The organism is Acidovorax sp. FJL06, from assembly GCF_003852545.1.
In the GTDB taxonomy this organism is placed as follows: Bacteria; Pseudomonadota; Gammaproteobacteria; order Burkholderiales; family Burkholderiaceae_C; genus Acidovorax.
In genome coordinates this window covers 32449-48749 of the sequence record NZ_QAJR01000004.1, presented here as the reverse complement: position 1 = coordinate 48749, position 16301 = coordinate 32449, and the positions used below count along the sequence as shown (strand labels likewise).

General features: G+C 68.8%; 14 protein-coding genes. 8 read left to right on the top strand and 6 right to left on the bottom strand.

Annotated features, from left to right (window positions below):
• The first annotated feature begins 126 nt into the window (after positions 1-126).
• Positions 127-1479 carry a chromate efflux transporter gene (chrA, locus tag DBV10_RS03180; RefSeq protein ID WP_124510567.1) on the top strand — a complete coding sequence of 451 codons (1353 nt, stop codon included), beginning with the start codon at positions 127-129 and terminating at the stop codon, positions 1477-1479.
• A 72-nt stretch (positions 1480-1551) separates the two neighbouring features.
• On the opposite strand, the gene DBV10_RS03175 is transcribed toward chrA, so the two are convergent.
• The 3 genes from DBV10_RS03175 to DBV10_RS03165 form a co-directional block, all read right to left on the bottom strand.
• Entirely contained in the window at positions 1552-2154 is a 603-nt protein-coding gene (locus DBV10_RS03175; protein ID WP_063460222.1) for an isochorismatase family protein, read from the bottom strand.
• Between the two features lie 89 nt (positions 2155-2243).
• Positions 2244-3155, bottom strand: a complete 912-nt coding sequence (locus DBV10_RS03170) for a ribose-phosphate diphosphokinase (RefSeq protein WP_124510565.1) — start codon at positions 3153-3155, stop codon at positions 2244-2246.
• Positions 3156-3157: 2 nt separating this feature from the next.
• Positions 3158-4687, bottom strand: a complete 1530-nt coding sequence (locus DBV10_RS03165; RefSeq protein WP_124510603.1) for a thymidine phosphorylase family protein — start codon at positions 4685-4687, stop codon at positions 3158-3160.
• Positions 4688-4952: 265 nt separating this feature from the next.
• Between DBV10_RS03165 and DBV10_RS03160 the strand changes: the two genes are divergently transcribed.
• From DBV10_RS03160 to DBV10_RS03150, 3 genes are all read left to right on the top strand, one after another.
• The gene (locus DBV10_RS03160) at positions 4953-5537 is read left to right on the top strand and encodes a C40 family peptidase (RefSeq protein ID WP_124510563.1); all 585 of its coding nucleotides are present in this window, start codon (positions 4953-4955) and stop codon (positions 5535-5537) included.
• A 406-nt stretch (positions 5538-5943) separates the two neighbouring features.
• Positions 5944-6198, top strand: coding sequence for a GlsB/YeaQ/YmgE family stress response membrane protein (locus DBV10_RS03155; protein ID WP_124510561.1), 255 nt, complete (start codon positions 5944-5946; stop codon positions 6196-6198).
• Positions 6199-6217: 19 nt separating this feature from the next.
• Entirely contained in the window at positions 6218-6727 is a 510-nt protein-coding gene (locus tag DBV10_RS03150) for a hypothetical protein (RefSeq protein WP_124510559.1), read from the top strand.
• Between the two features lie 21 nt (positions 6728-6748).
• Here the strand turns inward: DBV10_RS03150 and DBV10_RS03145 are convergent, their stop codons facing one another.
• The 3 genes from DBV10_RS03145 to DBV10_RS03135 form a co-directional block, all read right to left on the bottom strand.
• Complete coding sequence (locus DBV10_RS03145) at positions 6749-8443, bottom strand: tannase/feruloyl esterase family alpha/beta hydrolase (RefSeq protein ID WP_124510557.1); 1695 nt, start codon at positions 8441-8443, stop codon at positions 6749-6751.
• A 161-nt stretch (positions 8444-8604) separates the two neighbouring features.
• Entirely contained in the window at positions 8605-9624 is a 1020-nt protein-coding gene (locus DBV10_RS03140; protein WP_124510555.1) for a tripartite tricarboxylate transporter substrate binding protein, read from the bottom strand.
• 84 nt (positions 9625-9708) lie between these two features.
• On the bottom strand, positions 9709-10185 hold the full coding sequence (locus DBV10_RS03135; RefSeq protein ID WP_199740027.1) for a DUF3237 domain-containing protein: 477 nt from the start codon (positions 10183-10185) through the stop codon (positions 9709-9711).
• Positions 10186-10350: 165 nt separating this feature from the next.
• On the opposite strand from DBV10_RS03135, the gene DBV10_RS03130 reads away from it, so the two are divergent.
• The 4 genes from DBV10_RS03130 to DBV10_RS03115 all read left to right on the top strand — a co-directional run bounded on the left by DBV10_RS03130 (position 10351) and on the right by DBV10_RS03115 (position 16259).
• Positions 10351-11256 carry a LuxR C-terminal-related transcriptional regulator gene (locus DBV10_RS03130; RefSeq protein WP_199740026.1) on the top strand — a complete coding sequence of 302 codons (906 nt, stop codon included), beginning with the start codon at positions 10351-10353 and terminating at the stop codon, positions 11254-11256.
• Positions 11257-11289: 33 nt separating this feature from the next.
• Positions 11290-14112 carry a DEAD/DEAH box helicase gene (locus tag DBV10_RS03125; RefSeq protein WP_124510551.1) on the top strand — a complete coding sequence of 941 codons (2823 nt, stop codon included), beginning with the start codon at positions 11290-11292 and terminating at the stop codon, positions 14110-14112.
• A 264-nt stretch (positions 14113-14376) separates the two neighbouring features.
• The gene (ada, locus tag DBV10_RS03120) at positions 14377-15513 is read left to right on the top strand and encodes a bifunctional DNA-binding transcriptional regulator/O6-methylguanine-DNA methyltransferase Ada (protein ID WP_124510549.1); all 1137 of its coding nucleotides are present in this window, start codon (positions 14377-14379) and stop codon (positions 15511-15513) included.
• Positions 15510-16259: a 2OG-Fe(II) oxygenase gene (locus DBV10_RS03115; protein ID WP_124510547.1), complete on the top strand. Its 750-nt coding sequence runs from the start codon at positions 15510-15512 to the stop codon at positions 16257-16259. The genes ada and DBV10_RS03115 overlap by 4 nt, the downstream gene beginning before the upstream one ends.
• Positions 16260-16301 lie beyond the last annotated feature (42 nt).

Below are 16301 nucleotides of genomic sequence, written 5' to 3'. Positions count from 1 at the left end.
TTATTCATGACGGGCTTGCGGCAAACTGACGCAGCACCCAGGCTTGCAGCCCTGGCTAAGCCAGCATCGCTTATTGAATACCGATATTCCCGCGAACGCCACGCTCGGCTGGCACACTCCGGGGCCATGCACTCAGCACCGCCCCCCTCCCCCGCCCCGGTTAGCTTTGGCGAAGCCTTTCTTTTCTGGCTCAAGCTCGGCTTCATCAGTTTTGGCGGGCCCGCCGGGCAGATTGCCATCATGCATGCCGAGCTGGTGGAGCGCCGACGCTGGATCAGCGAGAACCGTTTTCTACACGCCCTCAACTACTGCATGCTGCTGCCCGGCCCCGAGGCGCAGCAGCTGGCCACCTACATTGGCTGGCTCATGCACCGCACCTGGGGCGGCATCGTGGCCGGGGCGCTGTTTGTGCTGCCCTCGCTGTTCATCCTGATCGCGTTGTCGTGGGTGTATCTGCGGTTTGGCGATGTGCCGGTGGTGGCCGGCATCTTCTACGGGATCAAGCCTGCGGTGACGGCGCTGGTGCTGCACGCGGCGCACCGCATCGGTACGCGCGCGCTCAAAAACGGCTGGATGTGGGGCATTGCCGCTGCGTCGTTCGTGGCGATTTTTGCGTTCAACACGCCCTTCCCGGCCATCGTGCTGGCGGCCGGGCTCATCGGCTACTTCGGTGCGCAGCGCTGGCCGGCGGTGTTTGCGCTGGGCGGCGGCCACGCGGCCGCGCACAAGGGCTTTGGCCCGGCGCTGATCGATGACCACACCCCCACGCCGGCCCACGCCCGCTTCTCGCGCAGCCACCTGGCCAAGGTGCTCGCGGCTGGGCTGGCGTTGTGGCTCGCGGCCATGGCCGTGCTGGTGGCCACGCAGGGCTGGCAGGGCACGCTCACGCAGATGGGCTGGTTCTTCACCAAGGCGGCGCTGCTGACCTTTGGCGGCGCCTATGCCGTGCTGCCCTATGTGTACCAGGGCGCGGTGGACCACTACCAGTGGCTCAGCGGCCCCCAGATGATCGACGGCCTGGCGCTGGGCGAGACCACGCCTGGGCCGCTCATCATGGTGGTGGCGTTTGTGGGCTTCGTGGGCGGCTGGCTGCAGCAGGTGTGGGGGCCGGACGCGCTGTTTGCAGGCGCCGCAGCGGCGGCCGCGGTGGTGACCTTCGTGACCTTTTTGCCCTCGTTCATCTTCATCCTGGCGGGTGGCCCGCTGGTGGAGGCCACCCACGGCAAGCTCGGCTTCACCGCACCGCTCTCGGCCATCACCGCCGCCGTGGTGGGCGTGATCCTGAACCTGGCGCTGTTTTTTGCCTGGCACTTGCTGTGGCCGCAGGGCTGGGGCGGGCCGTTCGATGCGGTGTCGGCCTTGATCGCTCTCGGGGCCGGTGTGGCGCTGTTCCGCTTCACGCTGGGCGTGTTGCCCCTGCTGGGCGCCTGCGCCCTGGTGGGCTTGGCGGTCAAGCTGGCAACACCCTACCTCGCTTGATCTGAATTACTATGCTTTTCATAGCTGCTAGCGCTTGCTGGAAAAGCGGTAGCAGCCATTTTTACCCCCCGGTTACTTGATCAGCCCGAGCACATCCTTGAATGCCGGGTGCTCGCAGCTGCCCAGCCATTCAAACGCCACCATCTCGGTGGTCACCAGCTCGGCGCCTGCGCCGGCCAGGCGGTCAAAGGCGGCGTCGCGGTTGCGTTCGGTGCGCGAGCCGCAGGCATCGGTCACCACCCACACTTCAAACTCGTCGTCGATCAGGTCGAGCGCGGTTTGCAGCAGGCAGACATGGGCTTCGCAGCCGGCAATCACGATGGTGCCGCGCTCTGCTGCCAGCGGTGCGGGCTTTTGCAGGTGCTTGGGCAGGCTGCGCGCATTGCCGCCCTGGGGCTTGGCCGGTGGGCGCAGCCATTCGCCCAGGCCTTCCTCGGCGGCGCTGAAATGCATCTTGGCCAAGGTTTTCTGGCACAGGGCGCGCAGTGCGGCGTCGTTGGCGCCCAGGCGCGAGGGGTTTTGCTCGGTCCCCCACACGGGCACATCCAGCATGCGGGCGATCTCGGCCAGGCGGCGGGCATTGGCCAGCACGGCAGGGCCTTCAAAGATGGCGGGCATCAGGCGTTCCTGGTAATCGACCAGGACGAGTTGGGATTCGGTAGCGTCAAGCAGCATGGTGTGATCGTTTCTGTATTCGTTGAAACGCTGTACGGGAGCAGCGTCAGGAGCAATGGCGCATTGTCGCAGCCCTGTGCCCCGGGTTTTCAGGCGCCAAGCACCGATTGCAGCGCCTGCGCTAACGGCCCCGCCATGGCCACCGCGTTGCTGGGGTGCGGGATGCAGTCCGTACTCCACACCTCCCCCACCCCGGCTTCATGCAGCACCTGCAGCGCATCGCCCGCAAACAGCGCATGGGTCACGGCCACATCCACCGATGCGGCGCCTGCCTGCCGCAGCAAGCGCGCCGCCAGCGCCAGCGTGCGGCCGGTGCTGGCCATGTCGTCCAGCACCACCACGGCCCGGCCCCGGGCATTGAGGGCGGGCAGTTCGATGGCCACATCGCGGTCGCCATGGCGCACCTTGGTGCAGACGGCGTGGTCAAAGCCATGGCGGGCGGCGGCCTGGGCGATCCATTGGGCGGATTCGCCGTCCGGCCCCACCAGCAGCGCGCCGGGGCGCCGCTTTGCAATCAGGTCAGCCAGCGGCTCGGCGCCGCTGAGCGCCACGGCCTGGGGCACCGCAATGGCCTGCTCCAGCCGGTCGATGCGGTGCAGGTGCGGGTCCACGGTGATGACGGCATCGAACAACCCCGCCAGAAACCCGCCCACCACCTGCTGGCTCACGGCCTCGCCGGGGTGGAAGGCCATGTCCTGCCGCATGTAGGCCAGGTAAGGCGCCACCAATGTAAGGTGTTGCGCCCCCAGGCTGCGGGCGGTGCGGGCGGCCAGCAGCAGCTCCACCAGCTTTTCGTTGGGCTGGTGCAGGCTGCGCAGCAGCACGGCGCGGGGCGGCAGGCGGCCTGCAGCGTCCACCGGCAGGCGCAGCTTGAGTTCGCCGTCGGGGAAACGGTGGCGCTCGATGGCCCGGGCGGCCAGGCCCGCAGCCTGTGCCAGGCGCTGTGCGGGCGCCGCTTCGTCGTCGAAATACAGCACGCAGGCGGCTTCAGGCGCGGCCACGGTCAGAACTCCACAAACACCTGGGGCACCTCATCGGCCGTGCCCAGGCGGTAGCCGCTGTCCTGCCCGCAGGCGTGGCGCGCAAACTCCAGGTCGGCTGGGTAGCTGGCGTGCACGCGGTACAGCACCTCGCCCGCCGCCACGGTGTCGCCCAGCTTGCACATCAGGTCCACCCCGGCGCCCGGCACCTTGGGGGCACCGGCCAGGCGGGCCACACGGGCGATCTGGTAGTTGTCGATGCCCGCCACCACGCCGCTGGCGGGTGCCACCACATCGAGCGTGAGGGCCCCCAGCGCCGGATGGTTGTGGTCAAACCCCGTGCTGCCCTGGGCGGCGATGATGGCGTTCATGCGGGTCAGCGCCCGGCCGGAGTCAAGGATGTCGCGGGCAATGGCGTAGCCGTCGCCGCCGCGCACATCGGGGTCGCACTCGATCAGGCGCCCGGCCAGGCGCAGCGCCTTTTGCCGCAGGTCGTCGGGTGCGCGCGGGTCGTTCTGCAGCACGCGCATCACGTCGCGTGCCTCCAGCACTGGGCCCACGCCATTGCCCACGGGCTGGCGGCCATCGGTGATGACCACGTCGAGCGACAGGCCCATGCGCCGCGCCACATATTCAAACAGGCGCCGCAGGCGCTGTGCCTCGGGCATGGAGCGCACCTTGGCCGTGGGGCCAATGGGAATGTCGAGCACCAGGTGCGTGGCACCGGCCGCCACCTTTTTGGACAGGATGGACGCCACCATCTGCCCGGCCGAGTCAATGGACAGCGGCCGCTCCACCGAAATCAGCACATCGTCGGCGGGCGACAGGTGGGCCGTGCCGCCCCAGGCCAGGCAGCCCCGGTGCGCGCGCACGATGTCGGCCAGTTGCGCAAGCGGCAGCTCGACCTTGGCCAGCACCTCCATGGTGTCGGCCGTGCCGGCGGGCGAGGTGATGGCGCGCGACGAGGTCTTGGGGCACAGCATGCCGTGCGCCGCCACGATGGGCACGACCAGCATGGTGGTGCGGTTGCCGGGGATGCCGCCGATGCAGTGCTTGTCCACCACCAGCGGTTCATGCCAGTCCAGGCGCCGGCCGCTGGCCACCATGGCGTCGGTGAGGAAGAACACCTCCTCCCGGTCCAGCGCATTGCAGTGGCAGGCGACCACAAAGGCCGTGAGTTCGATCTTGGAATAGCGGTGGTCGGCAATGTCGCGCACGATGGCGCCGAAATCCTCGCGTGTGAGGCGCTCGCTGGCAATCTTGCGGAACAGCGCGCCCATGGACTCGGGCGGCTCCGCCTGGGCCACGGACACGGTGTGGCCGTTGTCCACGCCCAGCTGCACAAAGGCATCCTCCGACAGGCCCAGCTCGTGGCAGGCCACGATGGCAGGGTCGTCCACCACGTTCACCGTGGCCAGGATGCGGCGGCCGTTGGCGCGCACCTCGATCTTGGACAGCGCCTGAAAACCCTCGGCCCGGTACAGGGCGCAATCCCGGTTCAGGTAGGCCACGTTTTCACGCCAGGTGTCGATGGCCACCCGGCGCAGGGCCAGCGGGGACGGATGCGGCGCCACCGGCGTGGCCGTATCCGCGGTGGCGGGGCCAGGGGTGGCAGTGGCAGAAAACGGCTCGGCAGGCATCGCTCCAGCCTACACCCAAAACCGCCGCAGGGGCGCAGGCCCAGGTGCCTTGGGGCGCGCGCATGGCCCTAGCCTGCAGGGCCTTTTGACAGCAAAACCGATTTATTTGAATCAAATCAAAGGCTTGCAAAATTGATTATTTTTGGTAAGTAACCATACCGTGTTACCCTTCGCCCCCATGTCCAGATGGTTTTGCATCCTTCTCCTGGCCTGCGCCACCGCCGCGCAGGCTGCCCCCCAAACCGCAAATTCTGACGATATGGACCGTTTGCTCGCCGACAAAGGCCTGCTCACGCGGCTGGAAAACGTGAGCCACAAGGTGGCCGACAAGGCCCAGACGGTGGCCGGCCGGGCGTCCGATCTGGTGGTCAATGCCATGGGTTTCCTGGGCGTGCCCTATAAGCGCGGCGGCAACAGCGTCGAGACGGGCTTTGACTGCAGCGGCTTTGTGCGCGCCATGTACGAGCAGACCGTGGGCCTGCTGCTGCCCCGCCGTGCTGACCAGCAGGCCGCCGCCACCCAGATCATCGACAAAAAAGAGTTGCAGCCGGGCGACCTGGTGTTCTTCAACACCATGCGCCGCAATTTCAGCCACGTGGGCATCTATGTGGGCGACAACAAGTTCATCCATTCGCCGCGCAGCGGCTCGGAAGTCCGCGTGGAGGACATGGGCCTCGCCTACTGGGCACGCCGCTTCAACGGCGCCCGCCGCGTCACGCCGTCCGAGGGCATGGACAGCGCCCAGGCCGCCCAGCCGCAGTAAACCCTCTGTGGACTGTGGAGGGCACTGCGCCAGTGCCCTTGCCCGCCCGCGCGGCGGATCAACGCTGGGTTCGTAGACCGTTTCGGTGCCACGGATCGGCCTCTCACCCCTTCACCGGCCTGGCAAACGGGCTCCTGGGTTCTGCTGCGTGGCCTTGGCGCCCGGCCCATGCATGCCCCTCGTCCCGCCGTGCCGCCACCTGGGGTCGCCGAGCCAAGGCCCAGCACGCGCACCGCTTCGGGTGTTGCCTGTGTGAGCGGCCCTGGAACTCCCGGCCTCCTGGCGCCACTTGCCCCGGGTGACACGGACAGGGGGCGTTGTCCGACAGGGGGTGGCCAGCCCCTTCTATACAGTCGCCCTGTCTCGCTGTCATTACATCCACACTCAAGGTCACAAAGGGGAAAACATGCTGTCAATACTGGGAACGTTGCTGGTCGGTCTGGTCGTGGGGCTGATTGCCCGCGCCGTCAAGCCCGGGGACGACAAGCTGGGCTGGATCATGACCGCGCTGCTCGGTGTGGCGGGCTCGTTCCTGGCCAGCTATGTGGGCATGGCCATGGGCTGGTATGCGCAGGGCGACTCGGCCGGCTGGATCGCCTCGGTGGTGGGTGCCGTGGTCCTGCTGGTGGTGTACGGCCTGGTCAAGGGCAAATCGTCGTAAGCCAGCGCCAGGCCTGCCCATGCCCACCTCTTCGCAGATGGCCGCCGGCGACCCGGACCTGGCCGCCGCCGTGCATCGCGCACGCAAGCTGCTGCACCGGCGGGCCTTGGTGGCCGCTGCCGCCAGCATGGTGCCCGTGCCCGGCCTCGACTGGGCCGTGGATGCGGCCCTGCTGTCCCGGCTCATTCCTCAGATCAGCGCCGAGTTTGGCCTGTCGGCTGGGCAGATCGACCAACTGGACCCGAGCAAGCGCGAACAGGTGCAAAAGGCCGTGGGCCTGGTGGGGTCGGTGCTGATCGGCAAGCTCATCACGCGCGAACTGGTGCTGCGCGCCACGCAGACGGTGGGCCTGCGCCTCACCACCAAGCAGGTCGCCAAGTACGTCCCCCTGGCGGGCCAGGCTGTGGCCGCCACGTTGGGCTATGCCACGCTGCGCTACCTGGGCGAGCAGCACCTGCGCGACTGCGTGCGGGTGGTACAGGAAGCCGGGCTGCAACTGCCCGCCCCTGCCCCTACCTCCCGCAAGTAGCCCGGACAGCCCGGGCCCCGCCTACTCCGTCGCGCAGACGAAACTGCTGGCGTCTTCCACACTGCCCGATCCCTTGTACTTGGCGAATTGGGGGTAGGCACACAGGGGCCGGGTGCGGTTGGGCATGTCGGTGTTGGTGGGCAGTGCCTTGGCGGCAAGGGTCTCCGGCGCCACGCCCTTTTCCACCCAGTCCACCATGGCCTGGATCGAGTCGAAGTTGTCGGTGGCAGGCCCACCCGAGCAGTGGTTCATGCCCGGCACCAGGAAGGTGCGCGCAAAACCCTGCGTGGCCGCCATGCCGCCGTTGTTCGCCGCCAGGCGCTCGTAGTAGTCCAGGGTGTCAAAGGCCGAAAAGATCGGGTCGGACATGCCGTGGATGAACAGCATCTTGCCCCCGCGCTGCCTGAAGGCCGCGAGCTTGTCATCCCGATAGGTGTCATAGATGGCCGAATACGCCTCCATGCGTGCTGGGTCGGTGTCGAAGTTGAAGGTCAGCGGGTTGAACGCAAGGTCCGGCGGCGTGAAGAACTCGTTGACCAGCGCATCCACCATCAGCGTGACGTAGCGGGCATCGGGTGTGGCGGTGGTGGAGTTGCCCAGCGTCCAGCTGCGCCAGCCGGGGGCGGCCAGGCCCGGGTCCCAGGGCTGGCCTGCGTACAGCGCCTTCCCGGCGGAATTACGCGGCCCCGCAAACACGCTCTTGAGCGCGCCGACCTGGGCACCGCTCAGGCAGTCCGCGCCCTTGGTGCCGCTGCACTGCAGCACCGCCGGGTCAAATTTGCAGGCCTTCACGTTGTTCACCAGCCCATCCGCCACGCCGTCGGCCGCGTCGCAGGACGACTTGACGGCACTGGCCACCAGGTTCAGGTCGGCATTGCTGAACGCCTGCGACAGGATGCGCTTGCCCGCCGCATCCTGCGGGGCGATGGCGTTGAACTGGATGGTGTTCCACATCGCCGCCACCGTGGCGCCGCTCGACACCCGCATGGCGGGCGCACCCGCCGTGATGGCATCGAAGTAGTCCGGGAACCGCTGCGAGAACACCATGCCCTGGCGCCCGCCGCCCGAGCAGCCCGAGAAGTACGAATGGTCGGGCTTGCGGCCATAGCGCGTGGCAATCAGCGACTTGGCGGCCACGGCGGTCTTGTCATACGAGTTGTAGGCATGGTCAATGCGCGCCAGCGGGTCGGCGCCAAAGCTGGCCGTGGTGCCGGAATGCCCCGCATCGGTGGACACCACCGCAAACCCCTGCCCCAGCGGCGACGGTGTGCCGCCCGAGATGCTGGAGCTCAGCGAGGTGTCGCGCAGGATGCCGTCGTTGCCGCCCCCGCCAATGAACAGGAAACGCCCGTTCCAGTTGTCCGGCAGGCTCAGTTGGAAACCGATGGCGTAGTTCTTGCCATCCACGCCCACACGGGGGTTGATGGCGCCCGTGACCACGCAGTGGCCCGGCAGGAAGGCGCCGGTGGCGGCGCCGCCCGGGCGCTTGGTGTCTGCCGCCACATAGCTGGTGGTGAGCGTGGTGGCGGCCAGGCCGGCCTTGGTCGATAGCTCGGAACAGGCCGCAGCAGGCGTGAGCTGCTGGGCCGACGCATCGCCATTGCCACCGCCGCAGGCGGCCATCAGCAAAGGCATGGCGAGTGCGGCGGGTACAAGCTTGCGGCGCAATCCCGCAGCAGGCGGACTGGCGGGCGGCAGAGCGTGAGCAAAGGGCATGGTGTGTCTCCGGTCGTGTTGTGGTTGGAATGAACGCAGTGAAGGGGGCCCAGCGGCAGGCATGGCTGCGCCCCGGCCCGTGCCGCCTGCGGGTGCAGGTGCGCGGGTCTGTCAGCTGTCAGGGGAGGAAGTGAGGAAGTGGGAGTGCTTGCCCGGGGCGCTCAGTCGGCCTTGAAGCCGGTGGCCACCACCGCCTTGCCCCAGGTCACCGTGTCGGCCGCGATGGTGCGGGCGAAGTCCTGCTGGCTGGTGCCCGTCACGCGAAAGCCGGCCTCTTCCATCTTGGCCTTGCCTTCGGCCGACTGCACCGCCTTGACGATGTCGGCATTGAGCTTGGCGATGATCTCGGGCGGCGTCTTGGCTGGCGCCACGATGCCGAACCACGACGAGAACTCCAGGTTGGCGTAGCCCTGTTCCTTGATGGTGGGCACGTCCGGCAGCGTGTTGGTGCGTGTGGCGCCCGTGGTGCCCAGCGCGGCCAGCTTGCCGGCCTTCACGTTGGGAGCGGCCAGGCCCACGCTGGCGAACACGCCCTGCACGTCACCGCTGAACAGGCCGCCCAGCGCGTCTGCCGTGTTCTTGTAGTGCACCGGCTCGGGCTTGAGCTTGACCGCATCGCCAAACATGTAGGCGCCAAAGTGCCCCGGCGTGCCCGCGCCGAAGGTGGCCAGGAACAGGCCCTTTTGCTGCTTGGTCCAGTCCACGAACTCCTTCACGCTGCGCGCGGGCACCTTCTGCGGGTTGACCAGCAGCACGAAGTCGGAGGTAACCACCTGGCTCACGGCGGCAAAGTCCTTGGCCGGGTCGTAGGGCAGCTTGTTGTAGCTGCTGGGGGCAATGCTGAGCTGGCCGGTTTCGCCCAGCATCAGCGTGTAGCCGTCAGGCGCAGCACGCGCCGCTTCGCTGGCCGCAATGAGGCCGCCCGCGCCGGGCTTGTTGTCCACGATCACCCCCAGGTTGCCCCAGCCCTCGGAGAGCTTTTGCGCCAGCAGGCGGGCCACGATGTCCGGCCCGGTGCCCGCCGGAAAGCCCACGATGATGCGCACCGGCTTGTTGGGGTAAGCGGCCGCCCCCTGGGCCTGTGCGCCAGACCAGGGCATGAGCCCGGCGAGCAGGGCTGCCGCAACCAGGGCACGGCGGGGCCGGGTGGCAAGGGTCAGGGGCTTGGTGGTGTGGTTCATGTGTGTCTCCAGGATTTTTGTGTGGGAAAAGTCAAAAAGCGACAACGCGATCAAGTGCAATCAAGTGCGACAGAAGGCGGTGCGCTATCGCAGCTCAAAGAAGCGCATCACCACGGCATCCGGGTAGCGCGCCCCGGTGCCCACGAACATGCGCTCCGCGATCCAGGACAGCGCGGGCGATGCCGTCTCGAAGCTCGGGCTGCAGCGGAAATAGATCTGCGCCGGGTCCACAGGCTCGCCGCGCACCAGCCGGGCAATCAGTTCGGCCGGGCCAGAGCGCACGGCGCGGTTTTGCACATAGATGAAATCGCCGCCGTCTGTCTCCAGCACATAGCGGGCGTCCAGCTCCGACAGCCGGTCGTTCACGATGAGCTGGAAATCCGCGCCCCCCGGCAGAACCCGGGCATTCCAGCCGTCGCCCGTGGCGGTGCCGCCCAGAATGGGAATCAGCCGCCGCAGGCCGTGCGCGGTCTGACCCACCTCCTGGGGGCTGCCCACCTCCACACGGAGGTCGGCAAAAAATCGAAATTGCGGATCGGGCAGGGAGATCAGGTCAGGCATGGGGGGCAGCAAGAGTCGATGCGTTAGCGTAAATCCCGTAGCGCGGGCCGCCTGTCATCCCAGAGGATGACGGGATAACCCGACCGTCCGGCAGGCGGCTTTGGGGCCTTTTCCAGAGCACACTTCACACTTTCCGCCACGACCCCCCCATTTCTGACTGACTCCATGCGGCAGTGGCTCCCTCCTTCCCTACAGACAGCGCCTGGCAGACAGGTGCTGCACAGCCCCGCCAGCCAGACCCTGGCCAGCATGGTCCACCGGCTGGGTGAAACCGGCTTTGCGCCCGGCCTGCTGCAGGACCTGGAGCCCGTGCTGCCCGCCGCGTCCTGGTCGGTGTACCGCACCGGCCACCGCTGCAAACCCACCCTGTTCATGTCGGCCAGCCGGGGGGTGCCCGACACCACGCAGGACTGCTGGTGGGCCTACCTGTCCGGCCCCTACCGCAGCGACCGCACCTGGGGCCGGGCCTTTGACGAACTGCCCGTGGCCCAGCCCGAAACCCGCCTTTGCCACGTGACGGCGGCCGAGGTGCAGGGCGAGCACCGTGCGCGGGTGTACGAGGCGCACGGCGTGGCCGAACGGGTGTCGGTGGTCGAGTACGAAAGCGATGGCTCCGTGTTCGCCGTCAACTTCTACCGCCACCTGCACCAGCGCGCATTCAACGACCGGCAGATCGGCGACTTTGAATCGGTGGCGCCTGTGCTGCTCGCGCTCACACGCAAGCACATCGACCTGTCGCACCCGCAGCCCCACCTGCCCACGGCAGCCCCCTGGCCGGAGGCCGCCGAGCCCGCCCGCCCGGGGCCGGTGCTGCCCGCCGAGGCGGCCCTGGTCCCGCTGGCGGCAGACGGCCTGCCCGTGCTGCGCATGCGCCTGGTGCGCCTGCAGGCCGGGCTGACCGACCGCGAGCTGGACGTGTGCGCGCGCCTGCTGCAGGGCCTGACACATGAAGGCATCGCCAGCGACCTGGGCCTGAGCGTGCCCACCGTCAAGACCTACCGCAACCGCGCGTTTGCACGCCTGGGCATCCACTTTCGCAACGAGCTGTTCGCGCGGGTGCTGGGCGGCTGACGGGGCCACGCACCACGGCACAATCGGCGGCCTATGCCCGCCGCAGGCCATCCCCCCGCCCATCCTGTTCACCTGGAGCCACCCCGCTCCCAGCGCGACGCCCTGATCGCCGCCTGGGCACGCGCACTGCGCAACCGGGGCGACGCCACCACGCTGCAGGCGCTGGCGCCGCTGACCGATGTTGAAGCCGCCCGCGTGATGGCCCTGCTGCGCGAAGGTGTGGTGGACGCCACGCCATCGCCGGTGCCCCCGCCCCTTGCTCCCGGCCTGGTGGCGGGCCATTTCCGCCCCCGCATCACCCTCATGACGCTGGGCCGGGGCGAAGGCCTGCTGGGCATGGCGCCCCAAGGCAAGCTGGGGCCGCGCGGCGACAGCGTGACCCTGGCGCAGATCGACTGGACCTACCGCACCGACAGCGGGGCCCAGTGGGAGACCGCCGCCCCCACCTCGGTGCTCAACGCCCGGCCCGCGCCCGTGCAGGACCTGTACGACACGGGCGGCCCCGTGCAGCGCATGTCGCGCAACCTGGCCGCCGAGGCCGACGCCATGGACCGCGTGTGGGACCTGGGCCTGACCCCGGTAGACCCCAAAAGCCTGCAGTGGCGCCACCGCGCGGCGGCCGCCACGCTGGGCCCGGCGTGGACCCTGGCGCAGGAGGGACACTTCGGCGACTTCTGGGCCGACCAGATTCCGCAGCTGCGCGCCGAGGGCTGGAGCGTGGTGGTGCACCCCGGCTTCGCGCACGAAAGCGTGCCCGTGCAGCGCTGGAAACTCGTCATCGCCCCCGACACCGGCGAACTGCTGGCCAAAGAAGTGGACGGGCCCCTGGGCACACGCCAGCGCCCTGTGCAAAAGCTGCACCTGCCCGAGCGCGAAGGCGCCTGGCTGCTGAGCTTGGGGCTAGAGATCGACGGCGCCGTGCTGGACCTCGCCCCCATGCTGGCCGACCTGCTGCGCCGCGACGTGCGCTGGCTCAACGCGCGGCAGATGGCGGCCATCGACGACATCGCCATCATCTCGCTGCGCGCACCGGGCGGGCGGCGCATCGACGCCCCCGCCGGGCCGCTCAAGGCCATCGTGGGCGCCATGGTGGACTTGCTCACCGCCCCCACCCGCAAACAGTTGAAGGACGGCGACCCGCTGCGCCTGGGCGCCTGGGAGGCGCGCCGCATCGAGGCCCTGCGTGCGGGGCTGGTGCAGGCGCACCGCGTGGGCACCGTCAGTGGCTGGGACAACAGCTGGCAGCTGCAGGGCGACATGGGCCTGGCCCAGCTGGCCCAGCGGCTGCGCCGCATGGGCGAACCCCAGCCCGTGGCGGCCCCCCAGGGCCTGCAGGTGCAGCTGCGCCCGTATCAGCTGGAAGGCCTGGCCTGGCTGCAATACCTGCGCGCCCAAGGTCTGGGCGGCATCCTGGCCGACGACATGGGCCTGGGCAAGACCGCGCAGGCGCTGGCCCACGTGCTGGCCGAAAAAGAGGCTGGCCGGCTCACGCGCCCGGCCCTGGTGGTGCTGCCCACCTCGCTGCTCTTCAACTGGCAGGCCGAGGCCGCGCGCATGGCGCCGGGCCTGCGGGTGCTGGCCCTGCATGGCGCCAGCCGGGGCCAGCGCTACCTGCAGATTGCCGACCATGACCTGGTGCTGACCACCTACCCGCTGCTCTGGCGCGACGTGGACGCGCTGGCGGCCGAGCCCTTTCACCTGCTCATCCTGGACGAGGCGCAGATGGTGAAGAACGCCGGCAGCCGCAGCGCCCGCGCGCTGCGCCGGCTGCAGGCGCCCCACCTGCTGTGCCTGACCGGCACGCCGCTGGAGAACCACCTGGGCGAGCTGTGGGCGCAGTTCGACTTCCTCATGCCCGGCTTCCTGGGCGATGCACGCAGCTTCAATGCCCGCTGGCGCAAGCCCATCGAGGAAAGCGGCGAAACCCTGCGCGCCCAGCTGCTGGCCCAGCGCGTGCGCCCCTTCATCCTGCGCCGGCGCAAACAGGACGTGGCCACCGAGCTGCCGCCGCGCACCGAGGTCGTGCAGCGCGTGCAGCTGCAGGGCAGGCAGCGCGAGCTGTACGAAGCCGTGCGCACCACGGCCGACAAGCAGGTGCGCCGCGTGCTGGAGCGCCAGAGTTTTGACGGCGCGCAGATCACCATCCTGGACGCGCTGCTCAAGCTGCGCCAGGTGTGCTGCGACCCGCGCCTGGTCAAAGGAGCCAAGATCCACCCCGGCACCGAACGCGCCAAGCTCGAGCTGCTGGCCGACCTGCTGCCCGCCCTGGTCGATGAAGGCCGCCGCGTGCTCGTGTTCTCGCAGTTCACCGAAATGCTGATGCTCGCGGCCGAGCGGCTGGATACGCTGGCCCTGCCCTACCTCACCCTCACGGGCCAGACGCCGCCGGGCCAGCGCGGCGCAGTCGTCAAGCGCTTTCAGGCCCAGGATGCAACAAGCGCCCCCGTTCTGCTGGTCAGCCTCAAGGCCGGTGGCACGGGCCTGAACCTGACGGCCGCCGACACCGTGATCCACCTCGACCCCTGGTGGAACCCCGCCGTGGAGGAACAGGCCACGGCCCGCGCCCACCGCATCGGCCAGGACCAGCCCGTGTTCGTCTACAAGCTGGTGGTCGAAGGCAGCATCGAAGAGCGCATGCTGGAGCTGCAGGCGCGCAAGGCGGCATTGGCCAGCGGTGTGCTGGGACATGATGAAGCGGGTGCCGTGAAGTTCAGCGAGGCCGACCTTAAAGCGCTGCTGGCACCGCTGGCCGAGCCCGCCAACAACCCGCTGGCGATCCCCGGCGAGGACGCGCGGCGCTGGGGTGGCACCGGCCAACGTCGCCCGCGCCCGCTACAGCCGCCAGAATATGAATAAAAATGGCAGATACCGCATTGTGCACATGCCCTTTCAGCTATCAAAACAATAGTATTTGAGGGGTAAACGGGGGCAAACGGGGGCAAACGGCCTGCAATTCCGCGCCAAAGCGCAGAATTCAAAAGCAAGCTTCGGAGTGCGCCCGGCGCGCACCGTTTCTACAGTGAGGGCATCGCAACGCAACCTGTCTGCAAACAGGTTCTTTTCGGAGCCCTCACCATGCAAGCCAGTGCCACTGCCGCTTCTTCACCGCCCCCCATTTCCATGCCCACCCGCCCGGCAACACGTTCCACCCAGGCCGCGCAGCAAGCCGCCGTCACCCAGGCCGACCCGCGCTGGGCGGCGGTGCTCGCGCGCAGCACGGCGGCAGACGGCAGCTTCTGGTATTCGGTGCGATCCACGGGGGTGTACTGCCGGCCCAGCTGCGCAGCGCGCACGCCCCGGCCTGAGAACGTGCGGTTTCACGCCAGCTGTGCAGAGGCCGAAAACGCCGGCTTTCGCCCCTGCCAGCGCTGCAAGCCAGAGCAGCCCTCTGCGCAATCGCACCATGCCGAATGGGTCACGCAGGCCTGCCGCCTCATCGAAGCCGAAGACGTGGAAAACCTCACGCTCGAGGCGCTTGCGGCCCGTGTAGGGCTGAGCGGCTCGCACCTGCACCGCATCTTCAAGCAGGCCACGGGCCTCACACCCAAGGCCTACGCGGCAGCGCAGCGCGAACAGCGCCTGCGCAGCGCGCTGGAGCAGCCCACCGCCTCGGTCACCGACGCGATCTACGGCGCGGGCTACCCGTCCAGCAGCCGCTTCTACGAAAAGTCCGCCCAGGTGCTGGGCATGACACCCACCCGCTATCGCGCGGGCGGCGTGGCGCAGCAGATCCGTTTTGCAGTGGGGCAATGCTCGCTGGGCGCCATCCTGGTGGCGCACAGCGGCCAAGGTTTGTGCGCCATCCTGCTGGGCGACGACCCGGATGCCCTGGTGCGCGACCTGCAGGACCGGTTTGCCCAGGCCCAGCTGGTGGGCGGCGATGCGCAATTCGAATTGCTCGTGGCCCAGGTGGTGGCCTTTGTCGAAGCGCCTGGCCTGGGCCTCAACCTGCCGCTGGACGTGCAGGGCACCGCTTTCCAGCAGCGTGTGTGGCAGGCGCTGCGCGCCATCCCGGTGGGGCAGACCGCGAGCTACGCCGACATCGCGCAGCGCATTGGCGCGCCCACGGCCACACGCGCCGTGGCCCAGGCCTGTGGCGCCAATGCCCTGGCCGTGGCCATCCCCTGCCACCGGGTGGTGAGGAGCGACGGCGCGCTCTCGGGCTACCGCTGGGGCGTGGAGCGCAAGCGGGCGCTGCTGGCGCGCGAGTCCGATGCCACCACCCCGCCGGCCGTCACCGAGGAGAAGGTGGCATGAGCGCCCAGCCACACGCCGCCCCACAGCCCTCCCCGCTCTGGCCCCACCGCGTGGCCGCCATCGACTGGGCGCAGGCCACCGACGAACTGCACACCCAGGGCCATGTGGTGCTGCCGCAATTGCTCAGCCCCGGCGAATGTGTGGCGCTCGCCGGCCTGTACCGCCACCCCGGCCCGCCCCTGTTCCGCAGCCGCGTGGTGATGCAGCGCCATGGTTTTGGCCTGGGTGAGTACCAGTATTTCAGCTACCCGCTGCCAGATGTGGTGGCCGGGCTGCGTGACGCGCTGTACCCCCACTTGTGCCCCATCGCCAACCACTGGAATACCGCCATGGGCATCGACGTGCGCTACCCTGCGCGGCACGCCGACTTCATCGCGCGCTGCCATGCGGCCGGCCAGCTGCGGCCCACGCCGCTGCTGCTGCAGTACGCGCCGGGCGACTACAACTGCCTGCACCAGGACCTGTATGGCGAACATGTGTTCCCGCTGCAAGTGGCCATGTTGCTGTCCGAGCCCGGCCGCGACTTCAGCGGCGGCGAGTTTGTGCTGACCGAGCAGCGCCCCCGCATGCAGTCGCGCGCCGAGGTCGTGCCCTTGCACCAGGGCGATGCTGTGGTGTTTGCCGTGCACCACCGCCCGGTGCAAGGCACGCGTGGCACCTATCGCGTGAACATGCGCCATGGGGTGAGCCGCGTGCGATCGGGCCAGCGGCACACGGTGGGCATCATCTTTCACGATGCTGAATAGCTGGTAGGTATGCTCCCCCTGAGTCGCCTTCGGCGCCTTCAC